The organism is Flavobacterium sp. ACAM 123, from assembly GCF_000264055.1.
In the GTDB taxonomy this organism is placed as follows: domain Bacteria; phylum Bacteroidota; class Bacteroidia; order Flavobacteriales; family Flavobacteriaceae; genus Flavobacterium.
In genome coordinates, this window is the sequence record NZ_AJXL01000098.1 from 1 (window position 1) to 14,425 (window position 14,425).

Below are 14,425 nucleotides of genomic sequence, written 5' to 3' on the forward strand. Positions count from 1 at the left end.
GGTTAACCAAAGTAAATATACAAAAAAAAAAAAACGATATAAAGAGATAACTTATATAATTAACAAAAAATTAATACTTATTGTTTTACAAAATAATTCGTAAACTACTGATAATGGTAAATATAAATTAACGACTTACCTTTTCCTGAAAGGGATTTGCAATCAAAGTGGCGGATTCTAATGCTTTGTTTGTATCGTCATTACTCACAACAGTTATTATGCGTATTTAGCAGAATGATTAGATTGTAAAAAAATGTAGTTTTGCACATTTATTTATTTCTATAAAGAGATCTCTTATCATACTCTTCCTGATCAATGGTTTTCCCTTTTGGAAAATCAATTTTCAATTCCTCGATATTAGAAATAGATATGGACGAGGCTAAAAAGGTGGTTTCTCTATCTTGTAATTCTAAAATAAGCCCTGGCAATCCATTAAAATATTTCGGACCATAACTGTAAGGCAAACTTGGCGCAAACCAAGCGGTTATTGGGATTACAGTATCCACTCCAATTCTATTTACAAATTTATCTAAGTAGACTGCTTTATAACATAAATAATTATCAATCTTTTTACTTTCTGCAGTAATGTCCCACTCTAATACTTTGTGTGTGTTTTTCACTAAACGTCCGTTATTATATCTTTTAACAGCGGTACTCGATGTTTTGTCAAAAAAATAATCAGCTCCGTTAGTTAATACAAATGCCATAGCACTTGCCGACCTATTTAAAGCATTATTCTCTGCGTCAGAGATCAAATAACGATCCATAACAGAACTAGATTGTATACTATTAAAAGTCAAAGTGAGTGTTTGCTTGTTTGCAATCTCATTTATTGCAGCATTATATTCTTTAAATTTTGATTCTTTATTAGTACCATAACCTACTACTTGTACTTTATAAATCACCCTTCCAGAAAGTGATTGACTATAAGATTCTAAAGACGCTAAAAAAGAAATAAAAAGAAATAAAAAAGTTAGGTTTTTCATCGTTTAAAAATAAAACCCTCAAAACTTTAACCGAGTTTTTAGGGTAAGGTTACGTGACTTATTTAAGAAGCTGCAATATACTGTCCCTCTTCTTTTTGGCATTGCGTGTAATAAGCTGTATATGCCTCTTCATTATCCTCGTTTGAGCGAGTATTATTAGGATCATACTCATTATTAATATAATCTGCCCCTTCTGCAAAACAATCTCTAGAAAATAAAAAAGCCTCTTTTTCACTACTGTCTTCTGCCATTGCAACTCCACTAAACGCTACCACTGCTAGAGCAGTAAATAATAATTTTTTGATAATTAAATCTTTAAAGTTTATAAATAATTTTGTGGTTAACCAAATGCAAGATAAAAAAAATAAAAACGTATTTAAGGCATTAACTGATGTAATTGACAAGAATTTAACAAGATAAAGTCACGTTAATTGAAGCTGTTAAACAAAAAAGCCTGAAAACATCTGCTTTCAGGCTTTATAATACGATACATATAAAATTATAATTGCAAAGTCAACCCTGCTAAGAAATTAATTCCTGCTTGAGGATAGTAACCCGCCCCTTCAATTGTTGTAACAGCTGGTGGATTAGAATAATCATCGTCATAGGTATAAAAATAACCATTAGAAATATATTTGTAATCAAAAATATTATTCACTAAAACGGATACTACTATTGCTTTGAATACTGATTTGGGCTTAATCTCATAAGACACATTCAAATCGTTGACAAAATACGATTTCAACTTAGATCCTTCCGAGTCGATATTCCCCATATATTGCTCTCCCACAAACTTAGACAAAAATGATATTTGGAAATTGCGTACCGGTAAAAAAGTAACGACGTTACCCACAATAATATCTGGAGAATACGCAATATTTGTATTCCCCAAAGCTGTTAAAACGCCATCTCTCGTAAAGAAAAAATCCTTATTTTTATTAGTACTTAAAGTCACATTAGGCCTGATTAGCAAATTATCAGACAGTGCAACTGTAGCGTCAAGCTCTAGTCCAAAACGATAACTATCTCCACTGTTTTTTCTAATTGGAGCACCCACATCATCTAACTCTCCCGTAAGAATCAATTGATCTTTATATCCCATATAATATAGGTTAGCATTAAATTTTACTTTTTGCGTAGCATGACGTAGTCCCAATTCAAAATCATTTAACTTTTCTGGGATCGGACTTCCATTTTCATAATCGGTTCTGTTAGGTTCTCTATTGGCTCTGGCGTATGAAAAATACAGCGCATTATTAGTGTTAATTTCAAAATTTAAACCCGCCTTTGGATTAAAGAAGTTAAAGTTATCATTTACCATTCCAGCTTCAGTTCCATTAGCCTTGTAGTGAACGTTTCTTAATTGTAAATCTCCAAATAAACTCAGTTTATCAGCAATTTGGTAATTGGCTTTCGCAAAAATATTTCCATCATTTTTAGAAGCATAGTCGTCATAATAAAGATCTTGCTTTTCACTTGTTGACGCGTAACGAGCCCAAATTACTTTGCCAAAATGATCTCCTTCGTACCTGTTGTACCCACCACCAAAAATCATTTCTAATTTCTCATTGTTATAAATAGCTGAGAACGTGGTACCATAAAAATCATTATCCAACCATTTTTGACGCACTAGATCTGTTCTATTGATTGTTGTACCATTAATAACAATTGGAGTTAATCCATAGGCAGAGAATTTAGCATTTTCTTTGTAGTTTTCATAATAGCCTTTCCCTTTAGTGTAATGAAACGCTAAATTAGTCCTCCAGTTCGTTGATACTTTTTCATTCCAATGCAATTGATAATGGTCTTGCTGGTAATTATCAGTTTCATTATCATAAAAACGGGTATTTCCCGATGTATCTGTGTACATTCCCGCAGTGTTGAAAGTTCTATTATTTTTTAGCAAATCTAGATCTTCTAAACCATTCCAGGACTGATACGTTTTTTCTGTACCTCCAAAAGCCAACGCCTTAATTAAGGTCGTTTTCCCCACATAAGTTCCTTGTAAGAAATAGGATTTTAAATCAGAAGCCGCTCTGTCGATATACCCGTCTGATTTTAAAGCAGAAACACGTCCTGCTAATTCAAAATGATCATTCAGCAAACCGGTACTGAATTTCACGGTATGCTTTCTGGTATTAAAACTCCCAAAAGAATTTGAGATTTCTCCATTGCTCTCTTTTGAATAAGAGTCAGTTAACATGTTTAGGCTTGCGCCAAAGGCACCCGCCCCGTTAGTAGAAGTTCCTACGCCGCGTTGCAACTGTAAACTCTCTAAAGAAGAAGCAAAGTCGGGCATGTTGACCCAATAGGTTCCGTGACTCTCCGAATCATTATACGGAATTCCGTTGATTGTTACATTCACTCGCGTAGCATCACTACCACGTACTCTTATGCCTGTGTACCCAACGCCGTTTCCAGCATCAGAAGTGGTGACCACTGAGGGCAAATAATTCATTAAAATAGGAATGTCTTGTCCTAAGTTTCTAAATTTGATATCCTTCTTGTCTAAATTGCTAAAACTTACTGGTGTTTTTGTAGTAACCCGAATAGCCGAAACTAGTACCTCATCTAGCTTGTTAACGGAAGTGGTGTCTTTAGCTTGTGAAAAAGTAGAAAGTGAAAAGTGAAGCGTGAGAAGTATAAAAAATGCTTGAATTAATCGTGTTAGCCTTTTGCCTTTTGGCTCTTGGCCTTTTTTGAAAGATAAAGTGTTCATCCGTAAATAGATTACGAATAAAAGGGGGAATTATTCCTTTTGTTAAGTTAAATAAATGATTGTTTCCTACGACAAAACAATAGCGTGCACTCTATCATTTTGTTGTTTTTTCCCTTAGCGACATTACTCGCTCAGGTTCGTTGGGTATGATCTCAGCTCGTTATTTAGAGCACCCCTTTGAGACTGTGCAAAGGTAATCTTAAAAAAACCAAAAATCCTAAAGCAGATACCAAATTTTTAGTCGTCCGCAAACCGACATTAATCAAGATTTGGTTTTCGGCGATTATTCTTAATTTGAGATACGCTCTTTTTATTTTTAATCCGCTTTCGTATCGCTGATTTAGGAATTTTTGTTGCCTTTCTAATTTTCGGCACCTCCAAGCCTTTTTTGATAACTGCCAAAAAACGTTTAGTAACTATTTCTTTATTTCTGAGTTGGCTCCGGTCTTCATCACAATTTAGGATTAAAACAAAATCTGTGGTTAATCTCGAAGACAAATTCACTTTCAGCAATTCCTTTTCTTCTTCACTTAATCCTCCAGAACGTTGCACATCAAAAGTCAAGACAACTTTAGATGAGACTTTGTTAACATTTTGCCCACCGGCACCACTGCTCCTAACGGCTTTGTATTGTGCTTCTACTATTATTTTTTGTATTTCCATTTATCCTCTCCCGAAACTTCGGGATTATTATAGTTAAATTATTGAGGTTGATGTGCTGATTTTAATAAATCATTTACCGTTTTTACCGGATTGAAAGTAAGCAACGGTACCTGGACAAACACAGTCAACCAGTTTGCCATAGCTCCATTCCAGAGACCCGGTAATTCATAAGCTTTTATATTTATCCCAGCTGTATTCTTTTCTGCAATGAAACCGCTATCAGGATCTACAAAATCCTTTAAGTCAAACTTTTCATTTTTGTAATTTGTAATTCCGCAAACTAAATCAACAGGATTAAAATGAGTGGCTCTACCCATTAGTTTTACTTGCTTTTCATCGTTCATATCTACCTGTGAAGATTCAACAATTTGCAAGGAAACAACACCATTCTGGCCTTTAACCCAATAAGGACCCCCTCCAGGTTCTCCTTCATTTTTGACCATTCCACATACCCGTATTGGTCTGTTTAAAACACCTTTAACAGCACTATTTTTATCCTCTAAACTTAATACAGCAAAGGTATCGTGCATTTCTCTATTTAGTTTTTCCTTCAAAAAACACGTGATTTCTTCGATCATATCCTGCTCTACCGTAGTATCATCAAGTAGATTCAAATAAGCAAACACCTGCTGTTGGTATTCCAGTACTATTCCAGCCAACGCTTTTTTATATCTAGCAACTTTCACGTTATTGTTTTGAATTACATTGTCTATATTTTTGATAAAAACTATATCTGCATTTAAATTATTTAGATTTTCGATGAGGGCACCATGACCTCCCGGCCGGAACACTAATTCTCCTTTTTCATTCCTAAACGGATTGTTTAATGCATCAACCGCAATCGTATCTGTACTCTTGTTTTGATAAGAGTAACTAACATTTATTGCTGTGCCCGATTTTTTTTCAACTTTACCTTTGATCGTATCGACTACGTTTTCAAATTGTTGCTGGTGTATTTCAGATACCGTAAAATGCAAATGAGAAATACCATTTGAACTCGAATAATAACCACATTCATTTAGATGTTCCTCTATAGGGGTAGAGATAGTAGTTCCGTAGTTATGAAAAGGTAGAATTCCTTTTGGTTTATTGGCAAAATCAAAATAATCAGAAGACATTAGTAATTTAATGAAATAATAATTTTTATAATCCTTATGAATGGAGTCAAAATCTACTAATTCCTCTTTTAACTTTTTGTCAATTGCCTCAAAAAAGGGGAATTTATCCATCCCAATAAGAAAAATGGCAAGTTCATTATCCTTTTTCCTATTTATATACGCATTGATACTTTCGTTTAATAAATCAAACTCATTCAGAAAAACATTCAGAAATTTGAACATCCTACTGGCGGCACCAGAAGCGGGAACAAATTTCAACAGTTTTAAATTTGATTTATGGCTGTCAAAAAAATTAGCTTTAATTTTAAAATCCTTCTCTGAAAGTTTTAGAATCCCATTAAACACCGTTGCGGGCTCGACCAGCATCATTTTTGAAATGCCCTTTTTGAATGTGTTCAATTGCTTAAACACATTTTCAAATGGAATCGCATGGTTGTAAATTTGGACAAAATCAAGCGAAGACAAGCCCATTTCTTTAGTCTTTGTCAAGTCCTCAACAATTACAATGGCTTTTTCTAGTCTTAAATTCTTATCCCCGGAAAGTGTTATGAATGGTTTATTATTATCTATCAATGATTTTTTAAAAACGGCAAAAACAGCGTCCCGTCCTTCCGCCTTATCCCTTAAATCATCTTTTTCCCATGGCACATCAATGTCCGTAAGGAAAAACAAGTCATATTCATGTTCTTGGGCAGCTTTGTCTAATAAAGGATCACAGTAGTTGTAATATACCTCTGAAAAAACCTTAGTTACCAATAAATTTGTGTCGCAGAACAAATACTTGTTAGCGATGGACTGGCTGTAATTCTCAAATTTAGTTTGACCGTAAGCTATGGGTAGCATATCATCAACATCACAAATAAGTTGGCTACTATCCCATTTATCCTGTAGAAAATCCCTCGCAAATTCGGGAACCCAAGCTGTTTTATAGTGATCGGCAAGTTGTATTGCTAAAGTTGTTTTTCCAGTACTTTCTGGTCCAAACATGGCAATTTTTATAATTGCAGATTGCTCTTGTTTAAGATTTTTCTCCATTCTAAATAGGCTGAAATAGCTAAAATTGTAAAAATTAAATATTGTAATGATAACATCCCTAGTCCGCGATAAGCATACAAAGGAGTTACAATTATATCCCCAATAATCCAAAGGATCCAGTTTTCTATTTTCTTATTGGCCATATACCACATCCCGGTAAAAAATATTCCGGAGGCCACAATATCAATATAATTGTCTGTATTTATTTCATAGTCAAAAACCTTATAAATACCGAAAACTACAAAAATTGTAATAAAAAACAATCCTATCCCTATTAGTTTTTCTCTGTTATTTGTCCTTGTAATTGGCAGGTTGTCGCTGTCTTCTGTTTTTCGAGACCATTTATACCAGCCATAAATACTCATTATGGTAAAATACCCATTAATCATCATATCTCCTAAATAACCCGCTATAAAAAGAAGGTATACCGAAATTATTGTTGCGATTAATCCTGTGGGATAAACTAAAATATTTTCCTGTCTCGCGTACCACACGCTTAAAATTCCGAATACAAAGGCGATAAACTCCAATATAATATGGGTTGTAGAAACGTCTTGATACGCATTTAGAAAAAACTCTATCATTGTTTATGTTCGATTAGCTGTTGTTTAGTCCTTTCAAAGAAGTCAAAATCTCTTTCAAAAGCGGTTCCTATAACTACTAAATCAGCTCCAGAATCATAGGCATTTTGAATTCCGAGTAAATCTACAATTCCACCACCAACAATTAAAGGTATTTCGGTGTTTTTAGAGATTAAATCAATCATTTCTAAAGGAACTGCCTGTTTTGCACCGCTACCCGCTTCGAGATAAATCAACTTATTGCCCAGCATTTCGCCGGCTTGAGCCGTTGCAAGCACCAACTCCAAATTAGTTCTGTCCAATGGTTCTGTTTTACTTACCCTTTCTACAGCAGTTTCGTTGCCGCCATCTATTAAGATATAACCGGTAGGAATTATTTCAAGCTGGGTGCGCTTTAGAATAGGTGCTGCCTTTACCTGATGCCCTATTAAATAATCGGAATTTCTTCCTGATATCAAAGAAAGAAACAAAATGGCATCGGCCTCTTTAGAAATCTGAGACGGATTTCCAGGAAAAAGTACTATCGGCAAATTGACTTTTCGCTTTAAGCAAATAATTAATTCGTCTATAATATTATTTTCGACAAGGCTTCCACCAATGAAAATATGGGTTGCCGGAGATTGATTAATTTTATTTATAAGATCCTCTAAGACTGCCCATACTACTTTATCAGGGTCGATTAGAATAGCCAGTAGTTTCTGGTCGTTCGCTTTAGCTTTAAGGATTTGATTGTAAATTGAAGTCATTAGTTAATCCATTTATTAAGATTTGACAACTTTTATAAAGTTGTCAAATCATTTATATTTTTTTTAATCCTCAATAAAAAAATCTCTTTCAATTGAGTCTATTTTACTCCCATATTCCAAATGACAGTATATAAAATTATCGATGTCGTCAAAATAACTAATCAATTCTTCTTTTAATAATTTCGTCTCTTTATTTGATATCGTATTATGATAAGAGGACCATCTCCAATCTCTAAAATCTTTAACCAAGTTATGTTTATGCGCATTGGTATTAATATAACACGCTAATTCTCTTAAATAATTTTCGTCTTCTACTCTAACGCGTTTAAATGGGGTTTGAAAAAGGGTTCCGATTCTGTTTTTCTCTTTGTTAAAAGCCATTGCGTAACTTTGAAAAAACTTTCTAAATTGATGACTTACGATATCGTGTGTGGTTTTTTGTTGATTTGGCAATTTTTCAGTTGTTAGATTTGACAACTTTCCAAAAGTTGTCAAATCTGTCAAATTATTAACTTTTATCATAAAATGAAAATGATTTCCTAATAAATTATAGGCATAAATTTTTACATAATCGGACAAGTATTTATCGAACTGACGAATAAAATAAGTGTAATTCTCATTAGATGTAAACATCGGTTTTCGGTCTACTGTTCTATTATAAACATGATAAATTCCATCGTTTTCAAATCTGGTGTAATAATGTTCCTTTTTTGTCATGTTTTGGGATTTTATCTGTGTTTTGTTTTTAAAATTCAGATTTGACAACTCAGATTTGACAACTTTTAAAAAGTTGTAAAATCTTGTCAAACCTTCTCGAAAGCATAGACTAAAGTAAAGTTATCGATCTCTTCAAAATAAATCTTGAACTCTTTTATTATGCTATCAAAATGCAGTTCAGCTTGGCCCAATCTATCCTGCAACTCAAAAGTACCAACTTTAATATGATCTTTAAAACTAATTCCTTTTTCGTTTCTGATTTTAAAAATGGATTCTTTGACGCCCCAAATTACGGTTAGCTTGCGAATGTAATCTTCTTTATTTTCAGCTTCGAAGCTTCGAGATAGAAATTGATTTTCTGAATCACAAAATTTATCGGCGATACGAATGATTTTATCTCGTTGCAATTCGATATCGATTCCAACGGTTTCATTACTAACAATAATGGCTGAAAAATGATGAGAATGGGTAATGGAAATGTGCTTATCATCTGTTAGATGTGGTTTCCCGAATTCATCATAATACAAATCTAAATCATTGTATCCCGCTTTCTGTAATAGTTGACGAACGCTGAGAAAACCGCGTTGATGCAGTTCAGATTTCATGCTTGTTAGACGAAGTTTATTTTTGTCGTTTAGAATTACTGTCTCAAATAACTCATTATAAGATTCGGTAATTTTCCAAACGAAAATTTTTGTCGAGGAATTAAAGTGTATTGTTTTGATTAAAGGCATGTTACTTACTTGATTTCGTAGCCCCGATGGAAACGGCATCCTTTTTATCCTGAATTCAGTTCAGGATCCTAAACTGAATTCAGGATAAAAAGATACAGTGAACAGCGGGAATAGCTCCTGAAAATAAAATTCAGGTTAATTTAAAGTTTATTTTATTGATTTATAAAAGATTACACTCCTAAACAATTCATAAATAGGCGGGAATATTTTTATAATCATAACTTATTCCGTAATTTTGCAAAAAATTTACACTTACAAATATACTATAAATGAGTACTACAACTATGCCTTTTGTGGCTTTCAAAGTAAAAGACATTTCTCTAGCAGCCTGGGGAAGAAAAGAAATTGAACTAGCTGAAGCTGAAATGCCAGGTTTAATGGCCCTTCGCTCTGAATATAAAGATGAACAACCACTTGCTGGATCTCGTATTGCGGGATGCTTACACATGACAATCCAAACTGCAGTTTTAATCGAGACTTTAATTGCTCTTGGTGCTGAAGTAACTTGGTCTTCTTGTAACATTTTCTCTACCCAAGATCAAGCTGCTGCTGCTATGGCTGCTGCTGGTATTCAAGTTTACGCTTGGAAAGGGTTGAACGAAGTTGATTTTGACTGGTGTATCGAGCAAACATTATTCTTTGGTGAAGACAGAAAACCATTGAATATGATTCTTGATGACGGTGGAGATTTGACTAATATGGTTATCGACCGTTACCCAGAATTAGTTGCTGGAATTAAAGGTTTGTCTGAGGAGACTACAACTGGAGTTCACAGATTATACGAAAGAGTAAAAGCTGGAACTTTACCAATGCCAGCTATCAACGTGAACGACTCGGTTACTAAATCGAAATTTGACAACAAATACGGTTGTAAAGAATCTGCAGTTGATGCAGTTCGTCGTGCAACTGATATTATGCTTGCTGGTAAAAGAGTGGTTGTATGTGGATATGGTGATGTAGGAAAAGGTACTGCTGCTTCTTTTAGAGGTGCTGGATCTATTGTTACCGTTACTGAAATCGATCCAATTTGTGCATTACAAGCTGCAATGGACGGTTTTGAAGTTAAAAAGTTAAACACTGTTGTTGGAAATGCTGATATAGTAATTACTACAACTGGAAATAAAGATATTGTTCTTGGTTCTCACTTCGAGCAAATGAAAGATAAAACTATCGTTTGTAACATAGGCCACTTCGATAACGAAATTGCTGTTACTTGGTTAAACACAAACCATGGCGGTTCTAAAGTGGAAATCAAACCACAAGTAGACAAATATACTATCGATGGTAAAGACATCATCCTTTTAGCTGAAGGTCGTTTAGTTAACCTTGGTTGTGCTACAGGTCACCCAAGTTTTGTAATGAGTAACTCCTTTACAAACCAAACTTTGGCTCAAATCGAATTGTGGAAAAACAGTGCAGCATACAACAATGACGTATACATGTTACCAAAACACTTAGACGAGAAAGTAGCCATGTTACACCTTGCTAAATTAGGAGTTGAGTTAGAGACTTTACGTGACGATCAAGCAGCTTACATAGGCGTTGAAGTTTCAGGTCCATTCAAACCAGAATACTACAGATACTAGTCCTATTTGTCATTCCAACAAAGAATCAATCTAATTTTATATTTATAAAAACCCTTGCTGAAAAGTGAGGGTTTTTGTTTTTGGGCGTGACCCTTTTAGTTTCTTCGTCGTTCCTCCTCGCAACAAGGGGTCGGGCTATACGTTTCAATCTTTACTCCACTGCGTTTCATAAAGGATTTCCACTGCTATCCCTCACGCAGCAATATTTAAACAATATTGTAATTTCTTACTAAGAATCAATCATCCTCACAATGGCTTTTCAAACAAAGAGAAACCCTATAAAATAGTTTTATAAATATGTATATTTGATAAAAAGACCAACATCAAGCTAATTAGAAAGACAATCCAAAAAAAAGAAATAAAAAAGAAAAATCCCATATTATTTTTGTTACTGTTTATGACAAGTCAAATTTGGGCTCAAGATAACATGAACTATGAGGACCAAAAGGAAACATTTAAATTAGCAAAAAAAACGGTAGCATATCCAGACTATTTAACTGCCGCCCGATTATACACATTTGTTTATGCAGCAAACCCTAACACTCAAATTGCCCAAATTGCCATCAAAAAAGCAGACTCTTTAAAAGCTATTTTTAGAAAGGACAAAATAAATAGTTTAATAGGGAATTGGCAATGGATTTATAAAGAAGCAAATTGGGCGATAAGAGATGATGGGGTAGTTGCTAAAATGATAACCATAACTACTGATGAAATTCTGTTTTACGAATTATATCGTGATTCAAAAAAATGGGATTTAGTCAAAACAGAGAAGATTGATTTTTCTGAAAATCCAGATTCGTATTCTTTTACCGAATTCTTGTATTCAAACAAAGAAGTTTGGGAGTATACTATAAACAAAGATTCAGGTGAATTAACAGCATTTTACATTGGTGAAAAAATAGAAGATAAGGATACTCAATTAGTTTGTGGCAATCCAATGCTTTATTATTTCAAATTGCAATAAGTATTTGTCAAGTGGATAATAATAATAATAATAATACTCCAATCAATACTATAAACCGCAATAGACGAAACGCTGCCATCATAAAATCGATATCAATATTTAGACGCGCTACAGTTTGTTTAAACATCTTGATACCTCTAAGCACCCGTCATTCCAATAGACACTAAACAGTCACATAATCCGTTTCACACTTCGACTGCCTCTCCCCGCCAAGGCTAGAGTGAGGGAATTAATTCCGGTTCAACTTCAACTAAAACTGTTGTAATCTATCACTTGTTCTATCCTTCCTTAGGAGTCTACAGCTCCCTCTGCTCCTAAATCTAGACTGCAAGCTTGACCTAAAAATACGTTTGCAGCCAAATCACGATTAACCGATAACTACAATTAACACTCCCTTTTTAGCCATTTAATCAGATTATTTAACTAACTTACATTTTAATTTTCAGCATAATACATTCAAATTGTTAAGCTAAATCGCTTAACAATTTACCTGTTAATTAAGCTTTGAGCCATTTTCTATAATTGTTCCTAATACTCCCTATCATGAAAGCACAAAATGTCAGTCAAAAATTAATAAGCTCTCACCTCATTTCGGGTGAGATGATTCCCGGAACTGAAATCGGGTTAAAAATTGATCAAGTACTACTTCAAGATGCCACTGGTACGCTGGTCATGCTAGAGTTAGAAGCTTTTGAACTTAAAAAAGCCAAACCTGAAATAGCTGTTCAGTACGTCGATCACAACTTGCTACAAACAGATTATAAGAACATGGACGACCATCTTTTTTTACAGTCGGCAGCGGCACGTTTTGGATTCTGGTTTAGCAGACCTGGAAACGGAATTAGCCATGTGGTTCACATGGAACGTTTTGGCAGACCTGGCAAAACACTCTTAGGATCAGACAGTCATACGCCTGCAGGAGGTGGTATTGGGATGCTTGCCATAGGAACGGGTGGTTTAGATGTTGCTCTTGCAGCAGCAGGTGAGCCTTATTATGTAAAAATGCCAAAAGTAATGGGTATCAAATTAATCGGTAAACTATCTGACTGGGTGAGCGCTAAAGACATTGTTTTAGAAATGCTTCGCAGATACAATGTCACTGGCGGACGCGGTTATATATTAGAATATTATGGTCCTGGTTTAAAAACGCTCAGCGCATGGGATCGCCATGTCATCGCTAATATGGGTACAGAACTAGGCGCAACAACTTCTGTTTTTCCGTCTGACGACATTACTCGCGAATTCCTAAAACAGGAAGAAAGAGAAGACCAATGGGAGCTACTGGAAGCAGACGAAGGCGCCACTTATGATAAAGAAATTGAAATTGATCTGGCTACCGTAGAGCCTTTGATTGCACTTCCCGGAAGTCCTGGCGATGTCGTTACAGTTAGGGAAGTGAGTGGGTTAAGTGTAAACCAGGTGGTATTAGGCTCCTCCGCAAATCCAGGATTGCGTGATTTCTGGATTGTCTCCGAAATATTAAAAAAACACGCTATTTCTCCTGAAATCTCTTTTGATGTCAATCCATCTTCGCGCCAAGTATTAGATAATTTAATGGAAATGGGAGCTTTGGGTCCATTAATCGCTGCCGGCGGACGTCTTCATCAATCTGGTTGTATGGGATGCATAGGCATGGGACAAGCTCCTGCCACGAACACTATTAGCCTAAGAACTATGCCCCGAAATTTCCCAGGACGGTCTGGCACATTAGACGATAAAATATATTTGTGTAGCCCAGAAACAGCGGCCGCAGCCGCATTGACAGGAAAAATAACAGATCCAAGAGATCTTGAAACACTACTAAACATCTCCTACCCACAATGGAAAGAACCCGCTAAAATAAAGATTGTCAAGGAGATGCTCATCGCCCCAAATGGCGGTGAAACCAAATTGATCAAAGGACCAAACATCCAAACACTTCCCTTATTTGAACCGCTACCAGATACGCTAGAAGTCCCGATTTTATTGAAAATGGGAGATGATATTTCTACAGATGGTATTCTAAAGGCGGGAGCTGAAGTATTACCATTGCGCTCCAATATTCCAGAAATAAGCAAGTACTCCTATTATGCCATTGATCCAACTTTCTATGATCGAGCCATCGAAAACCAAAAGGAACACAAGGGTTATTGTGTTATAGCCGGCGATAATTTTGCACAAGGGTCAAGTAGGGAGCATGCCGCTTTAGCGCCAAAATATCTCGGTCAAAAATTTGCTGTAGCTAAATCTTACGCTCGTATTGGTTGGCAAAACTTAATTAACTTCGGAATTGTTCCTTTTGAGTTTAAGAATCCTGCAGACTGGGACAAACTGGAACAAGGTGATGTTTTAAACATAGAAGGATTACGGGCGGCAATCAAGAATAACGATCTAGTAACCGCTACGGTAAAGGGAAAAGATATTAAAATCATTCTCACTTATACGATCAGCGAAAGACAAGCTGAAATTATCTTAAAAGGTGGGGTCATTAATTTAGTGAAACATCAATGATGTATCAAACGGGCGTCTTTCTGATCTTTTTTGAAATGTAAAATTGCACAATTTATGCAAATCTATCTATTATAAAGCAAAAAAAC

General features: G+C 35.1%; 12 protein-coding genes. 3 read left to right on the forward strand and 9 right to left on the reverse strand.

The window, feature by feature from the left end:
- Positions 1-269 precede the first annotated feature (269 nt).
- The 9 genes from A3SG_RS0114715 to A3SG_RS0114755 all read right to left on the reverse strand — a co-directional run bounded on the left by A3SG_RS0114715 (position 270) and on the right by A3SG_RS0114755 (position 9,299).
- Positions 270-986, reverse strand: coding sequence for a GLPGLI family protein (locus A3SG_RS0114715; protein ID WP_016990771.1), 717 nt, complete (start codon positions 984-986; stop codon positions 270-272).
- Positions 987-1,048: 62 nt separating this feature from the next.
- A complete protein-coding gene (locus A3SG_RS0114720; protein WP_016990772.1) occupies positions 1,049-1,390 on the reverse strand; it encodes a hypothetical protein in 342 nt (113 codons plus the stop codon).
- Positions 1,391-1,485: 95 nt separating this feature from the next.
- Positions 1,486-3,705, reverse strand: coding sequence for a TonB-dependent receptor (locus A3SG_RS0114725; protein WP_016990773.1), 2,220 nt, complete (start codon positions 3,703-3,705; stop codon positions 1,486-1,488).
- A gap of 258 nt (positions 3,706-3,963) precedes the next feature.
- On the reverse strand, positions 3,964-4,368 hold the full coding sequence (gene arfB / locus A3SG_RS0114730; RefSeq protein WP_016990774.1) for an alternative ribosome rescue aminoacyl-tRNA hydrolase ArfB: 405 nt from the start codon (positions 4,366-4,368) through the stop codon (positions 3,964-3,966).
- 38 nt (positions 4,369-4,406) lie between these two features.
- Positions 4,407-6,521 (reverse strand): DUF4301 family protein, encoded by a 2,115-nt coding sequence (locus A3SG_RS0114735; RefSeq protein ID WP_016990775.1) that lies wholly within the window; start codon positions 6,519-6,521, stop codon positions 4,407-4,409.
- Positions 6,482-7,105, reverse strand: a complete 624-nt coding sequence (pnuC, locus tag A3SG_RS0114740) for a nicotinamide riboside transporter PnuC (RefSeq protein ID WP_016990776.1) — start codon at positions 7,103-7,105, stop codon at positions 6,482-6,484. Before pnuC ends, A3SG_RS0114735 begins: the two co-directional genes overlap by 40 nt.
- Positions 7,102-7,848, reverse strand: a complete 747-nt coding sequence (locus A3SG_RS0114745; RefSeq protein WP_016990777.1) for a geranylgeranylglyceryl/heptaprenylglyceryl phosphate synthase — start codon at positions 7,846-7,848, stop codon at positions 7,102-7,104. Before A3SG_RS0114745 ends, pnuC begins: the two co-directional genes overlap by 4 nt.
- A gap of 63 nt (positions 7,849-7,911) precedes the next feature.
- Positions 7,912-8,565, reverse strand: coding sequence for a transposase (locus A3SG_RS0114750; RefSeq protein WP_157485492.1), 654 nt, complete (start codon positions 8,563-8,565; stop codon positions 7,912-7,914).
- Between the two features lie 86 nt (positions 8,566-8,651).
- The gene (locus tag A3SG_RS0114755; RefSeq protein ID WP_016990779.1) at positions 8,652-9,299 is read right to left on the reverse strand and encodes a 4'-phosphopantetheinyl transferase superfamily protein; all 648 of its coding nucleotides are present in this window, start codon (positions 9,297-9,299) and stop codon (positions 8,652-8,654) included.
- Positions 9,300-9,568: 269 nt separating this feature from the next.
- On the opposite strand from A3SG_RS0114755, the gene ahcY reads away from it, so the two are divergent.
- The 3 genes from ahcY to A3SG_RS0114770 all read left to right on the forward strand — a co-directional run bounded on the left by ahcY (position 9,569) and on the right by A3SG_RS0114770 (position 14,339).
- The gene (gene ahcY / locus A3SG_RS0114760; RefSeq protein ID WP_016990780.1) at positions 9,569-10,885 is read left to right on the forward strand and encodes an adenosylhomocysteinase; all 1,317 of its coding nucleotides are present in this window, start codon (positions 9,569-9,571) and stop codon (positions 10,883-10,885) included.
- A gap of 397 nt (positions 10,886-11,282) precedes the next feature.
- Positions 11,283-11,849, forward strand: a complete 567-nt coding sequence (locus tag A3SG_RS0114765) for a hypothetical protein (RefSeq protein WP_016990781.1) — start codon at positions 11,283-11,285, stop codon at positions 11,847-11,849.
- Between the two features lie 543 nt (positions 11,850-12,392).
- Positions 12,393-14,339, forward strand: coding sequence for an aconitate hydratase (locus tag A3SG_RS0114770; protein ID WP_016990782.1), 1,947 nt, complete (start codon positions 12,393-12,395; stop codon positions 14,337-14,339).
- The last annotated feature ends 86 nt before the right edge of the window (positions 14,340-14,425 follow it).

Coding starts and splice junctions, on each gene's coding strand:
- A3SG_RS0114715 (WP_016990771.1), bottom strand. CDS start 986: ATGAAAAACCTAACTTTTTTATTTCTTTTTATTTCTTTTTTAGCGTCT.
- A3SG_RS0114725 (WP_016990773.1), bottom strand. CDS start 3,705: ATGAACACTTTATCTTTCAAAAAAGGCCAAGAGCCAAAAGGCAAAAGG.
- arfB (WP_016990774.1), bottom strand. CDS start 4,368: ATGGAAATACAAAAAATAATAGTAGAAGCACAATACAAAGCCGTTAGG.
- A3SG_RS0114735 (WP_016990775.1), bottom strand. CDS start 6,521: ATGGAGAAAAATCTTAAACAAGAGCAATCTGCAATTATAAAAATTGCC.
- pnuC (WP_016990776.1), bottom strand. CDS start 7,105: ATGATAGAGTTTTTTCTAAATGCGTATCAAGACGTTTCTACAACCCAT.
- A3SG_RS0114745 (WP_016990777.1), bottom strand. CDS start 7,848: ATGACTTCAATTTACAATCAAATCCTTAAAGCTAAAGCGAACGACCAG.
- A3SG_RS0114750 (WP_157485492.1), bottom strand. CDS start 8,565: ATGACAAAAAAGGAACATTATTACACCAGATTTGAAAACGATGGAATT.
- A3SG_RS0114755 (WP_016990779.1), bottom strand. CDS start 9,299: ATGCCTTTAATCAAAACAATACACTTTAATTCCTCGACAAAAATTTTC.
- ahcY (WP_016990780.1), top strand. CDS start 9,569: ATGAGTACTACAACTATGCCTTTTGTGGCTTTCAAAGTAAAAGACATT.
- A3SG_RS0114765 (WP_016990781.1), top strand. CDS start 11,283: ATGACAAGTCAAATTTGGGCTCAAGATAACATGAACTATGAGGACCAA.
- A3SG_RS0114770 (WP_016990782.1), top strand. CDS start 12,393: ATGAAAGCACAAAATGTCAGTCAAAAATTAATAAGCTCTCACCTCATT.